Source organism: Lapillicoccus sp. (assembly GCF_025353065.1).
Classification (GTDB): domain Bacteria; phylum Actinomycetota; class Actinomycetes; order Actinomycetales; family Dermatophilaceae; genus Lapillicoccus.
Genome location: NZ_JANXRJ010000029.1, coordinates 1 through 19,431, shown reverse-complemented (window position 1 = coordinate 19,431; position 19,431 = coordinate 1). Strand labels below are relative to the sequence as shown.

The following is a 19,431-nucleotide window of genomic DNA, read 5'->3' as shown; positions in this document are numbered from 1 at the left end:
CGGTGATCAACCCGTTGATCTCGTCCGGGCGCTCCACGAGCATGAAGTGGCCTACCCCGTCGATGAGCTTGCCGGCCGAACCCGGCCCCGCGAAGCCCGGCACCCGTGCCACCTGCTGCTCACTGACGCCATGACATCCGTCGGTGGTCCCGTGGAGGTAGAGAGTCGGTTGTGGGACGGAGCCTCCCCAGGCCGCCTCCTGCTCAGAGGCCCACTCGGGCGAGCCGAAGCGGGTGGGGTCGAACTGTCCCCAGTAGTAGCCGAGGGCGGCGTTGAGATGCGCGGGGTCGGAGAGCGCCTCACGAATGTGGACCATGTCCTCGGCGTTGTCGTAGCCGGGTGACCAGTCCCCCCAGATGTCGCGGATAAAGGCGAAGTCGTCCTGACGGATCCGATCCTCGATCACACGCTGCATCTGGAAGTACCAGAAGTAGAAGCTCTTCTTGATCTGCGGGTAGGTCGACAGATTCTCGCCAAAGATCTCGAAGGGAGGGATGTTCATGATGATCGACCGCCCCCAGAGGTGGGGGGCGCGGTTTAGCGCACCCCAGGCGCCGACGGCGCCCCAGTCGTGCGCCAGCAGCACGGCGTCGGGACCTCCGCCCAGGGCCTCGGCCAAGGCGATCTGGTCCGCCACCATGACGCTTGTGTGAATGTGATGGCGCAGCGGCGGCAGCTGGGTCGGGGCAAAACCCCGAACGAACGGCGCCACGGCGTGGAAGCCGGCCTCGGCCAGGACCGGCAGCAGGTGTCGGTAGGTGAACGGGGTGTCCGGGAAGCCGTGCATGCACAGCGCCAACGGGCCCTCACCCGCCTCGAGGTACTCGAACTCAAGGCCGTTGGCCACCACACGGCCACGCGTGAAGTCGGTCATACGCATCTCCTCGTTGAGCTGCCCTGCTCCACGCGATCCGCCGGGGACTTCCGGCGCGGCGGGAACCGTCGACGCCTCATGCAACAACGCCAGAGGGCAACAACCTATGGGGGAAATCCCCCATAGGTTCGCTCTCACACCTCCGCAGGCGACGTCGTCGCCCGGGCGGCAATGCACTGGCTCAACGTCTCGAGGGTGACATGCTTCCCGATCGTGAGCCGACCTCGATTGGCGATGACCTCGATCGGCGGACCGTCGGGATCGCCCAGATCAGAGACGACGAGCGTCGCCTCACTGAAGTCCTCGCCGCGCGTGTAGCCGTTGACCGTGACCAGGCAGGGAAGGCCGGCGCCCACAGCGGCGCGCAGGCCGTTGCGGGAGTCCTCGACCACCAGGGCGTCGTGGGGGTCGAGGTCCAGCCGGTCGAGGGCAAGGAGATAGATCGCCGGGTCGGGCTTCTTGGCGGGGACGACGTCGCCCGCGAAGATCGGCACACTCGTCGCCACCTGCTCCCCTACGGCGTTGACCAGCACGGCCCGCACCGACTCAACCGCCGACGTCGAGGCGACGCAGACCGACCACCCCGCCGCCAGCGCCTCGGGAATGAGACGGGAGATGCCGGGTCGGGCCGGCAGGGCCCCCTGGGAGACCATTCGCTTGAAGGTCTGGGACTTGGTGCGGTGCCAGGCCGCGAGCAGGTCGGCCCGCAGCGTGGGGTCATCGGGAATGCCGGCCCGCGCGACGAAGTCGGGGTCGTCGAAGAGACTGGCCATCCGCTCCTTGCCGCCGCCGATTCGCAGCCGGATGGCGTACTCGTCCTCGTCCCAATGGGTCGGCAGGCCGTACTGCTCGAAGGTGGTGTTGAACGCCGGGAGGTGGCCGTAGCGCTCGGTGTCGGCGAGGACCCCGTCGCAGTCGAAGATGAGCGCGCTCATGACGCCCGGCCTGTGCTGCCGAAGATGCGCATGTGCTCAGCCGCCGTGGCCTTGACCGCATCCGCCTGGTGGCGGAAGAAGGACGGCGGGTCCCACGAGTCGCGCGTCTCCGCGCCCTTCAGGAACTCGAGGCTGGCCTTCATGTAGCTCTCCTTCAGCGCCGTGGAGATGTTGACCTTGGCGCACCCGCGGCTGATGAGGTCCTGGAACTGCTCCGCCGACAGACCCGTGCCGCCGTGCAGGGCCATCGGTATGCCGGTGGCGTCGACGAGGTCGGTCACCCGCTGGTGGTCGAGCGCCGGGGTCGCCTTGTATTGACCGTGTGCGTTGCCGATGGCGGGCGCGAAGCAGTCGATCCCGGTGCGCTTGATGAAGTCGACGGCGACCTCCAAGGACTGCTGGACCGAGGCGTCGTCGCTTCCGACACCGTCCTCGACACCCTGGATCCCCTCGATCTCACCCTCCACGTGCGCGCCGTAGCGTCGGGCCTCGTCGACCACCTCGGTCGTCTGACGAAGATTCTCCGCCACATCGAGCTCGTGGGCGTCGAAGAGCACCGAGTTCCACCCACCGGCGAGACAGTCGCTGATGACCCCCCGGTCAGGACAGTGGTCGACGTGGAGGGTGACGGGGACGTCGACCTCGCGGGACAGCGCCGCAAAGATCTCGAAGAGCTGGGCTCGACCGTACATCTTCACGGTCTTGACCGACGTCTGGAGGATGACGGGCGACCGCTCCTCCACGGCGGCCGCAAGGACGGCCTTGATCGTCAGGTCGTTCACGATGTTGAACGCCGGCACTCCGTAGCGATCGGCCATGGCTCGAGCGAGCGTCTCCTTCATCGAAACGGCAGGCACTGGAGGCTCCCTCGGGTCGGCGATCCCGGCTGTCGCCGGGGCACCCCAAGTCAACCGCTCAGGCGGTGGACCATCCCATGGGGGAAATCCCCCGATCTTCGCGCTGTCGATGTGGTCGACCGCGCCCGGGTCACATCCAGCCCTTCTCCATACACAGCACCACAGCCGCCGTCCGGTTAGTGGTGGCCGTCTTGCGGAGCACTGCGCTGACGTGCTTCTCGACGGTCTTGGGAGAGACGAAGAGGCAGGTCGCGATGGCGCGATCACTCAGCCCCTGTCCGAGCAGGGCCGCGACCTCACGCTCCCGGTTGGACAGCGGCGAAGGGTACGAAACGGCGCGATCGGACGACGATGGTGCCGGGATGGCGAGGATCCCCATGGAGTCGTCGATGAGCTCCTGCCACTCCGACGGCAACGAGGGCGAGCCCAAACGATTCGGGGCGTCGGGACGGAAGAGCAGCCGTGGTGACACGTTGTCGCCGATGACCTTCAAGTCCATGCCCGAGGTGGGGGCAACGCGGCCGCCGTTGGCGTCGGTGGCGCGCTGAGTGAGCTCGATGAGGCCGGCGACGATGTCGTTCACCGAGATCACCGCCGCGCTAGAACTCGGTAAGGACGAAGGGTTGGCAGCGAACGGCGGGACCAACGCGCGCGAGGGGCGGTGGCGGGCAACAGCCTGGTCCGGCATCTCCCGCTCGACGGCGGTGATGAGCCCGGGCGCGACGACCTGGGTGACGAGCTCGAGGTCGTCGATCTCGCTCACGCTGAAGACGCGGGCGACCCCGGCGAAGATGACGTTCACGGCCACGATGTCAGCCCGCCACCAGATGGGAATGGCTGCTACGGCCCCGCTCCACGCCGGGTGGCCCACCTTGAGATGGCCGCTGGCGATCTCGCGGTAGGAGCTCAGCACGACGGGCGCACGACGGTCGAGCACCGCACCGGTGATGCCCTCGGACAACGGAAAGCTCTGTCCCAGACGGCACGCCGTACCGAACTCCGCGACCTTCGTGTAGCGACCTGCGATGTCGTTGACGAGCGACACGCTCCCGCCGACGGCGTCGCTGAGGCCGCAGCTCGTCCGAATCAGCTGCCGCAGCATCGGCGTCAGCCTCGAGTCAATATAGAGCTCCGTCGCATGGCGTGCCAGCGAGCAGGCCACGGCGGTGTCACTCACCCGCAGGTCCCGGCCCGGCGACGACGGCGACGACGGCGACGACGGCGACGACGGCGACGACGGCATGGCCGTTATGGTATGCCGTCGCGGGCTCGCCACAACGGTTTTCGCGTCAATGGGGACCGGATGAACGGTCAAGAATCGGTCACGCCGCTCGTGACCTCACAGCGTGGGGTCCCTCAGACGCGCAGGGCGCGGTCGTCGACGTCGCGGAGGCCGAGCCCGCTTTCCCAGGTCGCGACACAGAGCGCTCGCACGGCAGAGGCCCGACGGCCTCCCCCGGTGAGCTGGAGCCGTCCGTCGACCGCGTCGCACGCCCAGCCGTCACACGCCCATCTTGAGGGCCCGTGCCGCAGCACCGGAGGATGGGGGTGCAGCAGACCGGCGTCGAGTCCCTCGGCGAGGTAGGTCGGTCGGTGCTCCGGAGGTGCGCGCAGCAGGTCATCGACCGTCGTCACCCCCGTGAGGACCAGCAGGCTGGGCACACCCGCACGGTTGGCGCCCTCGATGTCGGTGTCCAGCCGGTCGCCGACGACGAGCGGATGGCGTGAGTCAACACGCTTCGCAGACTCCAGGTGCAGAGGGGTCTCCGGCTTGCCCGCGACTACGGGTCGTCGCCCACTGGCCGAGGCAATGACCTGCACCAGTGTCCCGTTTCCCGGCGAGATGCCGAGGTCCGTCGGGATGGTGAGGTCGAGGTTGCTGGCGACCCAGGGCAGACCGTCGCGGACCGCTGCGGTGCCCTCGGCGAGCATCCGCCAGCCGACGTCGGGGGCGAAGCCCTGCGCTACGGCCACCGGACCCTCAGCCCTCGAGCCAACGGGCACCAACCCCTTCTCCCGTAGGGCCTCCCACAGCCCCTCCCCGCCGACAACAAGTACCCGGGAGCCGGCCGACAGGGTGGCCGCGAGGACGGTGGCCGTGGCTTGGGCCGACGTCACGACGTCCTCCGGCCGCGCCGGTATGCCGAGAGAGCGGAGATGCTCGGCAACCGTTGCCGGGGTGCGTGACGCGTTGTTGGTGACGAAGGCAATGGCGACCCCCGCAGCCGTGACGGCAGCCACGGCGTCCCGGGCTCCCTCAACCGCCGACGCCCCGACGTAGAGCACGCCATCCAGGTCGAAGAGGACAGCGTCACACTGCTTCACGAGCGCCGTGGTGCTGCCGACGAGCGGCTCCCTCACGGGCGTGGACGTCGCCTCAGCCGCCGACACGATCGGAGATGGTGCGCACGATCACCCCGAGACTCACGGCCCCCGCGTCAGGGTGTCCGATGCTGCGCTCGGCCAGAGGCCGTGCGCGACCGACCAGGGGGCGCATCGGCGCAGTGGCCAGGGCCGCGGCCTCGGCGACGTCGGCAGCCGTGCTCCAGGCCTCGGCGGCGGAGGCTCCGCTCGCGAGCTGCGCCTCGAGCGCCTCGACGGCCGGGACGAAGGCGTCGATCATCGTCTTGTCGCCGGGATGTGCCCCGCCGATCCGCAACACCGCGTCGAGGCCCGCACGAGCGGCGCGGACCTGGGCCCCCACATCAGCCGGGTCGTTGTCCCCGAGCGCCTGTGCCGCTGCGGCGAGGATGCCGCCCCAGAGCGCGCCCGAGGTGCCTCCCGCCCGCTCGGACCACAACGCGCCGGCGCCAGCGAGCACGGTTTGGGCCCCACCGCCTTGGGCGGCCAGGTCCCGGGCGGCCGCGAGACCGTTCTCAGCACCCCGGACCATGCCGACCCCGTGATCGCCGTCGCCCGCGAAGGCATCAAGACGGCCGAGCTCGTCCTTGTTCGCCCTCATCGCCTCGAGGACCGATTCCAGACCCAGGACGAGGGCGGCGGCCACCGTCCGCGACTGTGGGCTGCCCGGTGTCGTCACGGTCAGCGCCGGTGCCGTCTGGGACAGGCTTGCGGCGTCGATGAACTCGGTCCCCTCGACCGCTCCTCGGCGGACCGCCGAGGTGTCGCACGGCGCGTTCCAGAGGCGCTCGATCTCCTGGTCCGCCCAGGTGAGGGACAACGACACTCCGCCCATGTCCATCGAGGTGGTCAGTTCGCCCACCTCGCAGTCGACGACGGTGACGCCCGCCTCACCGAGAAGGCGCGCGACAGCGCCATAGGTGACGAACAGCTCCTCGTAGGTGGTCGAGCCCAGCCCGTTAAGGAGAACGATGACGCGGTCCCCCGCCTGATCCGGCTTGTCCTTGAGCAGTCCGTCGACCAGGACCTGGGCCACGTCATTCGCCGATCCGAGGTCGGCGTCGTAGATGCCGGGCTCGCCGTGGACACCGAGGCCGACGCCCATCTTCCCGTCGGGGACCGTGAACAGCGGGCCGTCGGCGCCCGGAAGGGTGCACCCCGAGAAGGCGACTCCGAGCGTCCGGGTCCGGTAGTTGACCTTGGCGAAGACCTCAAGGACCTCGTCCATGGACCGGCCCTCCTCGCACGCCGCCCCCGTCACCTTGAAGACGGTGACCCAGCCGCAGATCCCCCGGCGCTTGTTCAGCTCGTCGACGGGCGCAGACGCGATGTCGTCGGTCACGACGGCGATGCTGGCATTAATACCTTCGGCCTTGAGCGTCTCGACGGCCTGCCCGAAGTGCAGCACATCCCCGGCGTAGTTGCCGAAGGCGATGATGACGCCCCCACCCTGGTTCGCTGCGCGCGCGACGCTCGCGGCCTGCCCGGCTGAGGGGGAGGAGAAGATGTTGCCGAAGACGACGCCGTCAGCCATCCCCTGTCCCACCCACCCGGCGAACGCCGGGTGGTGTCCCGTGCCGCCGCCTACGACCATGGCGACCTTGCCCGGACGACTCTTGGTCGCCCGAACAGCGCCTCCGAAGACCTTGCGCACGTAACGTCGGTTGGCCGCGATGAACCCGTCGGCCAGCTCAGCCGGGAAGTCTGCGGGATCGTTGACAAGGTAGGTCATGGCGGTACGCCTTTCTGCGTGGTGCGGGGAGGGTCAGACGAGGATCTGGAGCGGGTTCTCGATGAGATATTTGAACGCCTGCAACCACCGGGCGGCTAGAGCGCCGTCCACCGGTCGATGGTCGGCCGAGAGGGTGACCTTGATGCACCGGGCCAGCCCGAGGCCCCCATCGTCGCCCTCGACGGCCTGAGGCATGACGGCGCCGACGGCGAGGATGCCGACCTGCGGGGGGTTGATGATGGCCGCGAACTCCTCGATCCCGAACATCCCCAGGTTGGAGATGGCGAGGACGCCGCCCTCCATCTCGCGCTGGTGGACCGTGTTGGCCGCCGCCCGGGCCGCGAGATCCTTGATGGCGCTCGACACGTCCGAGAGGGACCGCGTGTCGGCCGAACGCACGACGGGGACGACGAGGCCTCGTTCGGTCGCCATCGCGACCGCGATGTCGACGGTGTCGAACCGACGGATGCTGTCCCCCGCCCACGCGACGTTCATCTCCGGCACCCGGCGCATAGCCACAGCGGCGGCCTTGACGATGAGGTCGTTGATGGTGACCTTCGTCGAGGCACCCTCGTTGACGCTGTGGCGAAGGGCCAGCAAGGCATCGGCGCGGCAGGTCGCCTTGAGGTAGAAGTGGGGGACCTCCTGCTTGCTGCGGGTCAGAGCGCCGGCGACGGCCCGGCGGAACTTGCTCACCGGGACGGTTCCTGCGTCGGTCGTGGCTGGCTCGGTCGCTGGCTGGGTCGGAGGCTGGGGGGCGACCGCAGGTGGCAGCGGGGCGGGAGACGGCGCGACGTCCCGCGACGCGGCCGTGGGGGCCAACGCCGGGAGAGCGCTCGCTGACGCGCCGTTGACGGCGGGTCCGCTGGTGGCCGTGCCCGCTGCGCCGGAAGCGATCGCGGCCTCCAGGTCGCGGCGTCGGATGCGGCCGTTTGGTCCGCTTCCCTGGAGCTCAGCGAGGCCGAGGCCGGCCCGCTCGGCGAGGAGGCGGACCAAGGGGGTCGCAAAGATCCGACCCTTGGACGCAGCAGCCCCCCTGTCGTCGGGCGCGACGGCGCCCCCTTGAGCGGTCCCAGAGGCGGCGGCGACCCTGTCGGCCGTGTGCTCGATCGGCGGCACCGCGCCGGGCACCGGCGTGTCCTGGGAACGCTCCTCGTCCTCGGGGGGAAGGGGACCTGCCGCCTGCGGTCCCAGGCCGAGCGCCGCGAGGATGTCGACCTCGTCGGCCGACTCCTCACCGTCCTGTAGCAGGACGGCGAGCGGCCCGCCGATAGCGACCTCCTCGCCGGCCTCCGCGAACGTCCGCAGGAGAACTCCGTCATCGTCGACCTCGATGTCGACCACGGCCTTCTCGGTCTCGACAGTGGCGATGACGTCGCCTCGTTTGACCGTGTCGCCGGTGGCGACCGCCCATTCGACGAGGGTCGCACTGCTGGAGTCCGCCGAGACTCCGGGCATCCTGACGATGGCAGCCATGCCTCAGCCCTTCACGAGATCGACGAGGGCGTCGACGATGTCTGCGGTCTGCGCGATAGCGGCCTGTTCCAGGACCTTGCTCACGCTGGGGGAGGCCTCGCCGCCGTGGACGCGTGCGACAGGTGCGTCGAGCCAGTCGAAGTACCGCCGTTGGATCTCGTCGGAGAGCCAGGCACCGTACGACGTCCCTGCGGCGCCCTGCTCGACGATCAGGACGTTGCCCGTCTTCTCGATGCTGGCCCCGATGGCGTCCCAGTCGACGCTCGCGTGATCCAGCCAGCGCAGGTCGATGACGTCGGCCTCGACCCCCGCCTGCTCGACGGCGTCGAGGCAGCGGCTCACCATCGACAGGTAGGAGATGACCGTCGCCTCCGACCCCGCACGCCGCAGCACCGACTTGCCGACGGGCAGGTAGTAGTCGAGGTCGTCGGCCGGCACGTCGCCCATCGAGGCGTAGAGGTCGGAGTCGTATTCGAGGACGGCCACCGGGTCGTCACAGGCCAGGGCCGTGTTCATGAGGCCGATGTAGTCGTACGCCGTGGAGGGCGCGATGATGCGCCAGCCGGCTGCCGTGGCGAGGATTCCGGTCGGGTCCATCGAGTGCTGCGAGCCGTAGCCCGTGCCGGTGCCGATCTTGATCCGCAGCACGTAGGGGACGGGGCTGTCGCCACCGAACATGTGCCGCATCTTGCCGACCTGGTTGAACAGCTGGTCGGCGGAGACCCAGATGAAGTCGGCGTACATCAACTCTGCCACCGGACGATAGCGGCCGTCCAGGGACAGTCCGCCGGCGAGGCCGACGAAGGCGTTCTCGGCGATCGGGGTGCCGAGCACGCGGTCGGGGTAGGCGGCCTTGAGGCCGCGAGTGGCGCCTCGGGGGCCGCCCTTCAGCTTGTGGACGTCCTCGCCCATGACGACGATCCGGTCGTCCTGCTCCATGCGCCGGTGCATGACGTCGGCCACGACGTCGACGAACTTCTTGGAGACCAGCTCGCCGGTGTAGTCGCCGGGCTCCATGTAGCGGACGCCATCCAGTTCCGACAGGTCTCCGCGCACGCCCACGTCGACGAACTCGGGGTCGGGCAGCAGTTCGCGCTTGTAGCGGTTGGCTCCGGGCTTGCCGTCGGGGTCCGGCTCGAGCAGCGACCCGGCGATCTCCTGCATGATCGCCTTGCAGCGTGACCACAGGTCGGAGACCTCCAGCTCGGTGAGGATGCCTCGACGCACGAGGTTAGCCGCCACCCTGACGAGCGGGTCGCGGTCCCGGTAGCCCTTCTCCTCGTCCTTGGTCCGGTAGCCGAACGCGCTTCCGGGGAAGGGTCCGTTCTGGTGGAAGTATCGGTAGACATCGGCCTCGATGATCGTCGGCCCACCACCTGAGCGCATGACCGCGTTGGCCTGCTCCATCGCGAGGTGGACCGCGAGGGGGTCCATCCCGTCGACGCTCCAGCTCGGTATTCCGAAACCGATGCCGCGGGCCGACAGTCGCGGCTCGCCGGTGGCCTCCTCCGGGGTGGTCGAGACGGCGTAGTGGTTGTTCTCGACGAAGAAGCAGACGGGGACCTTCCACGCCGCGGCGAGGTTGAAGGTCTCCAGGACCGAGCCGATGTTGATGGCGCCGTCACCGAAGTAGGTGACGGACACGGCGTCGGTGCCGGAGTGCTGGTCGGCCCAGGCGAAGCCGGCAGCCTGCGGGACGGCGCCGCCGACGATCGCGTTGGTGCCCATCGCGCCGGCCTCCTCCCACTGCAAGTGCATGGACCCACCCCGACCGCGGCAGAAGCCGGCCGTGAGGCCGCAGATCTCCGCGAGCGAGCGGGTGAGGACGTCACGGATTTCTGCGGACAGCTCGGCCGTCGGGTCAATGCCCTTGGGCGCCACGTGGCCGAAAGCCTTGGCCAGGAACTGGTGATGACCGCGGTGGGACCCCGTGACCTGGTCCTCCGACCGCAGGCTGAGGCACGACCCGACGGCTCCCCCCTCCTGACCGATGCTGGAGTGGGCCGGACCGTGGATGAGGCCCTGCGAGGCGAGGACGAGAACCTCCTCCTCGAAGGCCCGCACCAGGTGGAGCTGGACGAGCATCGTCGACAGCAGTTCCGGGTCGGCGGCGTCCCAGTCCTCGTCGGTCGAGGAGAGCTCGACCCAGTCCGTGGAGGGGGTAAGCGGAACTGATGTGGGCATGTGGTGTGACCCGTCCTTCTAGATGGTGGGCTGGGAGACCGCGGTCTGCCGCGTGGCTGCTGACCTGATGGCCACCCCGGTCGTGGGGTCGAAGAAGTGCAGCTTCTGCGCGTGGTATCCGAGATACACCGTCGCGTCCACGTCCTCGTTGGCGACGGTGCCGAGCTCGGCCCTGACCAGCACGCGGTCGCCGCCGACCCGGACGTCGATGACCTCGACGTCACCGAGCGGCTGCACGGCATACACGCGACCGGTGATGGGGTGGGCCGCGTCTTGGATGGACGAGATGCGGAGCGCCTCCGGCCGGACCCCGACGAGGATCTTACGGTCGGCCAGCTTCGACTCGGACAGGCTGCCGGCCTGCATGGTCGGCACGTCGATCCGAAACTCCGGGGCCACCACCGTCAGGCCACCGTCGCCGCCCTGCAGCTCGCCCTGCAGGATGTTCATCGGCGGGTCACCGACGAACGTGGCCACCCAGACGTTGGACGGCTGGTTGAAGACCTCCTGCGGGGTACCTACCTGTTGCAGCACACCCTCCCGCATGATGGCGATCCGGTCGGCCATCGACATGCCCTCGAGCTGGTCGTGGGTGACGTAGACCGTCGTCGTCCCCAACCGCTTCTGGATGTGCTTCAGCTCGCCCCGCATCCGGGCGCGCAGCTTGGCATCGAGGTGGGCGATGGGTTCGTCAAAGAGGAACGCCTTGGGCTCGCGGACCAGCACCCGGCCGATGGCCACGCGCTGCTTCTGGCCGCCGGAGAGCTGCGACGGACGGCGGTCTAGGAGGCGCTCGATCTCGAGCATGCCGGCCGCCTCGCGCACTCGCCGGTCGATCTCGTCCTTGGACATCTTGCGCAGCCGCAGCGGGTTGGCCATGTTCTCGTAGACGCTCTTCTGGGGGTAGAGAGCATAGGACTCGAAGACCATCGCGATGTCGCGGTTACGGGGCTCCAGGTCGTTGATGCGCTCGCCGCCGAGGAGGATGTCGCCGGCGGAAATGAACTCCAGGCCGGCGATCATCCGCAGGGACGAGGACTTGCCGCACCCGGAGGGGCCGAGGAGGCAGAGGAATTCCCCGTCCGCGATGTCGAGGTTGAGGTCCTTGACGGCCTCGACCTGGTCATAGCGCTTCCACACCGAGTTGAAGGTCAGTGACGCCATGGTGACTCCTTGATGGTGCGGTCGATTCGATGGGTTTCGAGCATGTCGGGGCGCAGGTCGGGGTCGGCTGCACTCATTGCTTCACCGCGCCCATCGTGAGCCCCTGCACCATGTATTTGCGGATCACGATGCCGAGCAGCAACATCGGGGCCACCGTGACCGTGCCGGCCGCCATGATCTGCCCCCAGTCGATGCCGCTCGCCGACTTGAGGCCCTGCGTAGCGACCGGGAGGGTCTTGGCCGACTCGCCGCCCATGACGGCGGCGAAGATGTAGTCGTTCCAGGCGAGCAAAATGCAAAGGACGAGGACGGCGGCAAGACCGGGGACGACGAGCGGCACGATCTTCAGCAGTGCCTGCCAGCGCGAGTGGCCGTCGACCATGTAGGCCTCCTCGATGTCGTACGGCACCGCATCGAAGAACCCCTTAAGGATCCAGATGGCGAAGGGGAGGTTGAACACCGTGTAGGCGAGAACGAGCCCCGGGATGGTGTTGAGCAGGCCGAGGTTCTTGAAGATGGCGTAGAGCGGGACCGTGACGGCCACGACCGGCGCCATGCGGGTCGAGATGATCCAGAAGTACAGGTCACCTTTGCCCCGGAACCGCCCCCGGCTGATCGCGTAGGCCGCAGTCGTCCCGAAGACGACCGAGATGACCGCCGAGCCGACCGCTGCGAGCACGCTGTTGAGCAAGTACTTGCTGAAGTTGTTCTGCGAGAAGAGGCTGCTGAAGTGCTCGAAGGTGGGAGTGAAGACGAACAACTTCTTCAGCGCCCCACCCCAGTCCCCCGTCGCCGGGAGGTTGAGCGCCTCACCGGCCGGCTTAAGGGCCGTCGTCAGCATGATGAAGAAGGGGATGAGGGTGAAGATGACGTAGAGGGCGATGAAGCCGGAGATGACGATCCCGGACCACCGGGACCCCTGCCCCTTGACCACCTGGTCTCGCATGTCTATCGCGGGCCCCGGCGAGACCTCCTCCTCGTCCGTCTGAGCCTGAGTAAGCACACTGCTGGTCATCAGAGCACCTCCCCTTCGTCCTTGAGTCGTTTGGGCTCGCGCTCCTCGAAGGAGGTGACGACGAACTTGCCCAGCAGGATGGTGACCAGCAGCAGGGTCAACGCGATAGTCGAGCCGTAGCCGAGATCGAAGAACGAGAATGACTGCTCGTAGAGGAACAGCGGCAACACCTTGGTGCTGTTCGCCGGACCACCGCCGGTGAGCGCGATGAAGTGGTCGATGATGCGGATGTTGTCCATGAATCGCAACAGCACGGCGATGATGAGCGACGCCTTGATGCTGGGCAGGGCCACCTGGAAAAAGCTGCGGACCGGACCGGCACCATCCATCCAGCTAGCCTCCATCTGGTCCTTGGGCACGAGCTTGAGACCGGACAGGACGATCAGCGCCACGAGGGGTGTCCACTCCCAGACGTCGACGACCACGATGGCCCACAGCGCCAGCGACGGGTCACCGAGGATCGTGCCCCCGTGGAGCAGACCGACGCTCTCGAGGAACCAGAAGTACCAGCCGAAGGTCCCGTTGTAGAGGTACTGCCACAGCAGACCGGCCACCACGGGAGCCATCATCATCGGCATGAGCATGAGCGTGACGAGCACCTTCTCGTGCTTGCTGCGGTTGAGCAGCACCGCGAGAAGGGTGCCAAGACCCACCTCGAGCGCCATGCTGACGATCGAGTATTTGGCCAAGATTCCCCAGCTGTGCCAGTAGAGCGGGTCCTTGATCATCCGTGACCAGTTGTCCCCACCCACCCACTCCTGCGGTGCCCCGGGGGCCAGCGAGACGGAGTGGAAGGACGAGTAGATGAGCCACCCGAGGGGGTAGATGCTCAGGAGGGCCAACAGGATGACGGCCGGCAGGAGCAGCGGCAGCAGGAACCTGCGTGGTTTGACCTTGTTCGGCTTCGGAGCCGGAGCCGGAGCCTGTGTTTCGACGAACGCTGTCTCTGCAACGGACATGAGGTCTCCTCCACCCGCCCGTTACACGCCGTTGAGCTGGTCGGTCTGGGTCTTGATGCTCTTGGCGCACGCCTCGGGCGACGACTGCCCAGCACACAGCTTCTGGACCTCGGTGGCGACAATAGTGACGTACTGGTTGAACTTGGGAATCTTCGGGCCGAGGATGGCGTTCGGTGTCGCCATTCCCTTGGTGATGGCCGGGAAGGTGAGGGCGTTGGGGAACTTCGAGGGGCCAATCCGGCCGGTGCTGCCTGTGCCGTATGGCTTGCCCTGGGCGTCCTTGATGGCGGCCACCTCGGGCACCGAAGCCCGGGTCGGGGTGCCACCCGAGATCCCCAGGTTCTCCTGCTGAACGGCCGCACTGGTCGACCACACGCAAAAGATGTAGGCAGCGCGCTTCTTCTCGTCCGAGATCGAGCTGTTGATGCCGATACCGGCGATCCCGCAGTTGGTGCCGTTGACCAGCTGGCCGCCGCCGACGAGGTAGGAGGCATCGCCCTTCGGGCACACGTCGTACGCCGTCTTCCCTCCGCCGCCGGCCGATGAGTCAGCCTCGAAGGACGACGCGAACTCGTGGAACTGCGACAGCATCGCGATCTTGCCGGCGTTGTAGGCGTCAGCCACCTCCACGGTGCCGAGCGACAACGCGTCCGGCGTCGAGGTGTCGTAGAGCGCCTTGTAGAGCTCGAGTCCCTTGATCGACTGCTCATTGCCCCAGTTCGTCGGGCCAGGCGTCTTGGACCCCAGGATGTCGTCGATCTCGAAGTCGCGCCACTGGCCGTGGGAGTAGAGGACCCGCTGGACGTCGAGCTGCGTTGTCCAGGCGAACTGACCCAGGTGCAGACCCATGCCGTAAGGGACGGTGGAGTCGCTCGCGTGCAGCTTCTTGAAGAAACCCGCGAAGTCGAGGACGTTCTTGTACGTCGAGTCCGGGCCGTACTTCATGGCGTAGCCGTACTGGTCCGCGAACTGCTTGCCATACTTCTCGAACAGGTCGCGCCGATAACAGAAGACCGAGTCGGCCGAGTCGTAGGGTAGGCAGATCGTGCGCTTGGTGTAGGCGTAGTCGGCAACCGCCGCGTAGTTGGGGAGCCAAGTGTCGTCGCCGTAGCCCTCCTTGGCCTGCGGCAACGAGGTGTCGGTCAGGTAGTCCTTGAGGTCGACGTAGTAGTCGGCGAGCGCGCTGAGGACCGGCTTGTCTTGGCCGTAGATGAGGTCGTATGCCTTTGTTCCGGACTGCAGGTCGAGCTCGGCTTTCTGGAGCATGACTGGAAGGTCGAACTGCAGGACCTCGACGTCGATGCCGGTGAGCTTCTTGAAGTCGCCGCGTTCGACGATCTTCTTGATGCCGGTGGAGGGCGGGGTGTTCTCGGTGATGAAGGTCAGCTTGGTCCCCTTGGCCTGCATCCACCGGTCGGCGTCGTTCGCGAAGGCGGAGGCGGGGGCCTTGCTGGTGCTACTGCCCCCACTGCAGGCTGCGAGGAGGGCGGCGCTGGCGGCCAGGCCGCCCCCGAGAAGGGTGCGCCGGCTGAGGTCGTGCGGCGTGGACTGCGTCGGGCTCATGTGCTGCTCCTAGTAGATGTGGGCATCAGAGAAGGGTTTCGGCGGCGTACTTGGGGTTGAAGAGGCGCGTGGCACCGCTGACTTTGGCCTCGTTGTCATAGACCGTTCCGCCCGGTGCCGAGACGACCTCCAGCTGAAGTCCCCAGGGGGCCATGAAGTAGCACCAGGTCAGGCCGAGGTTGGGCCCTTCGGTGTAGGCCGTCGGCTCGCCGAGCACCTCGACCCCGTTGTCCTTGAGGAAGGCGATCGCCGCGTCGATGTCGTCCACGTAGAAGGCGAAGTGATGACCGCCCACGTCGCTGTTCTTCGGCGGAGTGGCCACCTGGTCGGGCGAGACATACTCGAAGACCTCGAAGTTGGTCCCGTTCCCGACGCGCAGGTAGCGGAACTCCTTAATCACGGCGCGAGGGTGGACGTGCAGGTGCTCCTGCATCCAGTCGTCGTCGTCGTGCCGGAAGTCCGTCGCGGCCGTATAGAGGGTCTCGGCACCGAGCACTCGCTCGAAGAACTCGCACGCCTCGTCGATGTCCGGCACGGTGAACCCGATGTGTTCCATACCGTGGAAACCTGGCATGGGCATGGTGACTCCCTCTCTTCGTTGAGCGGATACTGCGAGCGCCGGCGGGCCCAGGTAAGACCTCAGCACTCATTGCGGCTGCTCGGAGGCTAGTCAGCGGCTGCGGAGGCGGCCTATGGGGAGAATCCCCCATTGGCTCGGGCGAGCCGACGGGGAGGATGGGGCCCGTGGCTCGATCGGGGCCCGCGGAGCGTGCCCCGGTGGCGCGACCAGGAAGGGGTGAGCCCATGAGCACATCGATGCTGTCCGGTCAAGTGGCGGTGGTGACGGGGGCGTCGCAGGGGATCGGCCAGCACCTGGCGCTGGCCCTGTCTCGTCACGGTGCCGCGGTCGTGGGCGTCGCGCGCTCCCGAGCGCGCCTCGTCGCCGCCATGGAGGCGATCGCGACCGACACCGGGATGCGGACGCTGGCCCTCGATGCAGACGTGACCGACGCGGGCCAGGTGGACGCGGCGGTGGCCGAGGCGGCCGACCGCTTCGGCCCGATCGACCTGCTGGTCAACTGTGCCGGCCTGGTGGACGAAGCCGAGGTGCCCCTGTGGGATGCGGACGCCGACCGGTGGTGGTCGGTCCTCGAGAGTCACGTCCGCGGTGCCCAGCTGCTTGCGCGCGCCGTCCTGCCGGCGATGGTCACGCGGGGTCGCGGCCGAGTCATCAACCTGGCCAGCGGAATGGGGACCAGAGCCGAGCCCGACTACTCGGCCTACTCCGTGGGCAAGGCGGCGCAGATCCGGCTTACCGAATGTCTGGCCGAATCCCTCGTGGGGACAGGCGTTTCCGCTTTCAATATTGCACCTGGGCTGGTGCGGACGGACATGACCGCCGGTATGCCGCGTTGGGCAGCCCACACCGCGTGGACCCCGGCGGAGCGCGTCGTCGAGCTGGTGTGTGCAGTCGCCGCCGGCGAGCTCGACCAGTGGTCGGGGCGCTTCCTCCGGGCGGGGGTGGACGACCCGGCGGTCGTCGCCTCTCTTTCGCCGTCAGGCCCGGATCGGCAGCTGCGGCTGCGCTCCTACGGGGCAGATGACCCGTTGGCCTGACGGACCGAGGCGGCGATGTCGACCAACCGCAGGAAGCCGCTCGGGCTCCACGCCGACCGTCCCGCGAACAGGCCGTCGACGCCGGGCACCTCGAGCAGGGCGGCGGCGTTGCCCTCGTTGACCGAGCCGCCGTACAGAACCGCGGCCACCCGACCGTGCCAGCGCTGCATCACGGCTTCAACGACAGGAGCCACCTGCTCCGGGTGCGCCTCTCGACCTTGGTCGCCGATGGCCCACACCGGTTCGTAGGCAATGAGCACGGAGGAGGTGTCAACAAGCCCTTCGAGCGCCGAGTCGACCTGCTTTGTCACGTGGTCGCGATGGCGGCCCGCCTCGCGCACCTGAGCCGGTTCGCCGACACAGAGGATCGGTACCAGCCCATGGCGCAGCACCGCCGCGACCTTGAGCCGGACGATGGCGTCCGTCTCGCCGAAGTGCCGTCGACGGTCGGAGTGGCCGACCTCGACGAACCGGGCACCCGCATCGGCGACCTGGCTGACCGCTAACTCACCTGTCCACGAACCTTGTTCCTCCCAGTGGGCGTTCTGGGCGCCGACGAGCAGGGGCTCGGTGCCCGGTCGGCCTCCCCCGCGGGCCGCAGCGCTCACCTCGGCCAGCGCGGTAGCGGACGGCAGGACGAACGGCTGGACGCCGGGTGCGGGATTGGCCACCAACGAATCTGACACTTCGCCGACCCAGGCGACGGCCTCGCGGCGAGTCTTGGTCATCTTCCAGCTCGTCCCCACCCACGTCGGGGTGAGCCGGGCAGTTCCGCCCGTCCCGAGCTGGGCGGCGGCGTCGGCGGTCGTCACCACACCATCATTGCCCCGTGCCGTCCAGCCCGTCACATTGACGTTGCGGCACGCGAGCACCCGGCGCAAGGGCCTGTCCGCGCACTGCGAGACAGTTTTCGCTACCTCCCGGTGAGGTCCTTGACCACCGACGCCGGAGGGTTGGGGTATGTGCCGGAGGTTGGCGCACCCATGAGAGCGACGACCAAACCTTCGTCTCCGAGTGCAACGGCAAGCCGAGGCCGAGCTAGAACGGCCGCACCTCGGGCCGTCTCAGCCGTTTTTGCCAGTGAGGGCTTCGGCGAAGACGCTAGCGGCGTGGCTGGCTTGGTTGTCGAGGACGTGGGCGTAGACGCGCAGGGTGATCGAGGGGTCAGCGTGGCCGAGGCGATGGGCGACGACGTGGACCGGCACCCCGGCCTTGAGGAGCAGGCTCGCGTGCAGGTGGCGCAGGTCGTGCAACCGGATCACCGGCAACGGCCGTAGCCCCACCGCCGCCGTCGCCGGGTCAGCGACGGCAGCGGCAGCCGCCTCGGCTGTCCGGTTGTGCTGGCGGAGGAGCTTGCGCATCAACGCAGTCGGGGTGTCCGGGAACAGCGGGGCACCCAGCTCCTGCCGGAACACGTGACCACCGCCCGCCTGCTCCGAGGCGCCGACCCATGACCCGGCGGCCAGGACACGCTCCCGCTCCTGGGCGACCCGGTGAGCCTTCAGGACTGCGACAGTCGCGGGGTCGATGCTGACCACCCGTTCCCGCCCGCCCTTGGTGCTGCCCTCGACCCGCACCCCGTTGATCACCGACACCGTCCCCCGCAACCGCACCGACCCGGCCTCCCCCGAAAGGGTGTCGCCGAGGTGGACATCAGCCCAGCGCAGGTTCACCAGTTCCCCCCGCCTCGCCCCGGTCGCCGCGGCCAACCAGAAGAACGCGTGCAACCGGTGCCCTAGTGTCGAGGCCAGGAACGTGGCCAGGTCGCCGGCGGTCCACATCACCACCGGCTGCGCGACGTCCTTCCGGGGCCGTTTGGCCCGCTCCGCCGGGTTCGACGACAACAGCTGGTCGGTGCGGACCGCGTCCGCGAACGCCTTCCGCAGCACGGCGTGGACGTACTCCACCGACCGTCCCGACAACGGGCGCCCACCCTTCCCGCCGCCCTCCAGGAGGTCGCGGTATCAGCGGGATAGGTCCGCCGACTTCAGCGCCTGCAACCGCATCGCCCCGATCCGTGGGACCACGTACGTCTCGATCAGGTGGGCGTAGCCCGCCATAGTTCGTGGCTTGACCTCCACCTCGTGCCCGGTCAACCACTCGGCCAGGTAGTCCTCCACGGTGACCGTGCTCCGGTCCACGTACGCGCCTACGCTGGCCGCAATCCGGGCTTCGTCCCGGGCCCGCTTGGCGGCCGCCTCGCTCGGGAACCCTCCGACCCACCGCGGTTTGCTCACCCCCCGGACATCGGCCACCCGGATCACATACGACCACGACTTGCCCCGCCGGATCACCCCGTTCCGCAACCTCGGCGACGACCCCGAGACCCCCGTCGGGCTCACGGGACGCCCGCTCTCACCCGCTGCAGCGACTCGACGTACCGGGCCAGGTCCTCCCCCCGGATCCGGCGCGACCCGCCGATCCGCACCGACGGCAACACCCCGGACCGGACCAGCTCGTACACCGTGCTCCGGCTCAGCCCTGATCCACCGACGTTAAATTCTCGTGTGCGTTGATGGCTTTCTTCGGGTTCGTGAGTTGCCTTTTCGAACGTGGGCGTAGCGGATTTGCCGGTCTGTCCGGTTCTTCCACGGTGGGTGTTTCCTCGGGGGCCTCGGGGGCCGGGTGTCGGTCAGGGGGTGGTCGCGGTGGCCCAGAGGTCTTCCCAGGCCGGCGCCCAGGGCCAGTCGGTCG

Annotated in this window: 18 protein-coding genes; 1 reads left to right on the top strand and 17 read right to left on the bottom strand. The window is 68.2% G+C overall.

The window, feature by feature from the left end; all coding sequences use genetic code 11:
* From Q0R63_RS02140 to Q0R63_RS02080, 13 genes are all read right to left on the bottom strand, one after another.
* A partial coding sequence (locus tag Q0R63_RS02140) for an alpha/beta hydrolase (RefSeq protein WP_295693296.1) occupies nucleotides 1-961 on the bottom strand: 961 nt, incomplete at its 3' end.
* Between the two features lie 47 nt (nucleotides 962-1,008).
* Nucleotides 1,009-1,809: an HAD-IA family hydrolase gene (locus Q0R63_RS02135; RefSeq protein WP_295693293.1), complete on the bottom strand. Its 801-nt coding sequence runs from the start codon at nucleotides 1,807-1,809 to the stop codon at nucleotides 1,009-1,011.
* Entirely contained in the window at nucleotides 1,806-2,666 is an 861-nt protein-coding gene (locus tag Q0R63_RS02130; RefSeq protein WP_295693291.1) for a class II fructose-bisphosphate aldolase, read from the bottom strand. Before Q0R63_RS02130 ends, Q0R63_RS02135 begins: the two co-directional genes overlap by 4 nt.
* Before the next feature lie 130 nt (nucleotides 2,667-2,796).
* Nucleotides 2,797-3,909 (bottom strand): LuxR C-terminal-related transcriptional regulator, encoded by a 1,113-nt coding sequence (locus Q0R63_RS02125; protein ID WP_295693289.1) that lies wholly within the window; start codon nucleotides 3,907-3,909, stop codon nucleotides 2,797-2,799.
* Between the two features lie 113 nt (nucleotides 3,910-4,022).
* Nucleotides 4,023-5,027 (bottom strand): HAD-IIA family hydrolase, encoded by a 1,005-nt coding sequence (locus Q0R63_RS02120; protein ID WP_295693286.1) that lies wholly within the window; start codon nucleotides 5,025-5,027, stop codon nucleotides 4,023-4,025.
* Between the two features lie 16 nt (nucleotides 5,028-5,043).
* A complete protein-coding gene (locus tag Q0R63_RS02115; protein WP_295693284.1) occupies nucleotides 5,044-6,759 on the bottom strand; it encodes a dihydroxyacetone kinase family protein in 1,716 nt (571 codons plus the stop codon).
* Between the two features lie 33 nt (nucleotides 6,760-6,792).
* Nucleotides 6,793-8,235, bottom strand: coding sequence for a dihydrolipoamide acetyltransferase family protein (locus tag Q0R63_RS02110; protein ID WP_295693281.1), 1,443 nt, complete (start codon nucleotides 8,233-8,235; stop codon nucleotides 6,793-6,795).
* 3 nt (nucleotides 8,236-8,238) lie between these two features.
* Nucleotides 8,239-10,419: an alpha-ketoacid dehydrogenase subunit alpha/beta gene (locus tag Q0R63_RS02105; RefSeq protein ID WP_295693279.1), complete on the bottom strand. Its 2,181-nt coding sequence runs from the start codon at nucleotides 10,417-10,419 to the stop codon at nucleotides 8,239-8,241.
* A gap of 18 nt (nucleotides 10,420-10,437) precedes the next feature.
* The gene (locus Q0R63_RS02100; RefSeq protein WP_295693276.1) at nucleotides 10,438-11,583 is read right to left on the bottom strand and encodes an ABC transporter ATP-binding protein; all 1,146 of its coding nucleotides are present in this window, start codon (nucleotides 11,581-11,583) and stop codon (nucleotides 10,438-10,440) included.
* Between the two features lie 73 nt (nucleotides 11,584-11,656).
* Nucleotides 11,657-12,598: a carbohydrate ABC transporter permease gene (locus Q0R63_RS02095; RefSeq protein ID WP_295693274.1), complete on the bottom strand. Its 942-nt coding sequence runs from the start codon at nucleotides 12,596-12,598 to the stop codon at nucleotides 11,657-11,659.
* Nucleotides 12,598-13,557: a sugar ABC transporter permease gene (locus tag Q0R63_RS02090; RefSeq protein ID WP_295693271.1), complete on the bottom strand. Its 960-nt coding sequence runs from the start codon at nucleotides 13,555-13,557 to the stop codon at nucleotides 12,598-12,600. The genes Q0R63_RS02095 and Q0R63_RS02090 overlap by 1 nt, the downstream gene beginning before the upstream one ends.
* Nucleotides 13,558-13,578: 21 nt before the next feature.
* The gene (locus tag Q0R63_RS02085) at nucleotides 13,579-15,120 is read right to left on the bottom strand and encodes an extracellular solute-binding protein (protein WP_295693269.1); all 1,542 of its coding nucleotides are present in this window, start codon (nucleotides 15,118-15,120) and stop codon (nucleotides 13,579-13,581) included.
* Nucleotides 15,121-15,145: 25 nt separating this feature from the next.
* Nucleotides 15,146-15,700 carry a VOC family protein gene (locus tag Q0R63_RS02080; RefSeq protein WP_295693266.1) on the bottom strand — a complete coding sequence of 185 codons (555 nt, stop codon included), beginning with the start codon at nucleotides 15,698-15,700 and terminating at the stop codon, nucleotides 15,146-15,148.
* Nucleotides 15,701-15,924: 224 nt separating this feature from the next.
* On the opposite strand from Q0R63_RS02080, the gene Q0R63_RS02075 reads away from it, so the two are divergent.
* On the top strand, nucleotides 15,925-16,737 hold the full coding sequence (locus Q0R63_RS02075) for an SDR family oxidoreductase (RefSeq protein WP_295693262.1): 813 nt from the start codon (nucleotides 15,925-15,927) through the stop codon (nucleotides 16,735-16,737).
* On the opposite strand, the gene Q0R63_RS02070 is transcribed toward Q0R63_RS02075, so the two are convergent.
* The 4 genes from Q0R63_RS02070 to Q0R63_RS02055 all read right to left on the bottom strand — a co-directional run bounded on the left by Q0R63_RS02070 (nucleotide 16,710) and on the right by Q0R63_RS02055 (nucleotide 19,216).
* On the bottom strand, nucleotides 16,710-17,549 hold the full coding sequence (locus Q0R63_RS02070; protein WP_295693260.1) for a triose-phosphate isomerase: 840 nt from the start codon (nucleotides 17,547-17,549) through the stop codon (nucleotides 16,710-16,712). The genes Q0R63_RS02075 and Q0R63_RS02070 overlap by 28 nt on opposite strands.
* Before the next feature lie 252 nt (nucleotides 17,550-17,801).
* Nucleotides 17,802-18,644, bottom strand: a complete 843-nt coding sequence (locus Q0R63_RS02065; protein ID WP_295693258.1) for a site-specific integrase — start codon at nucleotides 18,642-18,644, stop codon at nucleotides 17,802-17,804.
* Between the two features lie 57 nt (nucleotides 18,645-18,701).
* On the bottom strand, nucleotides 18,702-18,878 hold the full coding sequence (locus Q0R63_RS02060; protein ID WP_295693255.1) for an N-terminal phage integrase SAM-like domain-containing protein: 177 nt from the start codon (nucleotides 18,876-18,878) through the stop codon (nucleotides 18,702-18,704).
* Nucleotides 18,879-19,075: 197 nt separating this feature from the next.
* Entirely contained in the window at nucleotides 19,076-19,216 is a 141-nt protein-coding gene (locus tag Q0R63_RS02055) for a helix-turn-helix domain-containing protein (protein ID WP_295693300.1), read from the bottom strand.
* Nucleotides 19,217-19,431 lie beyond the last annotated feature (215 nt).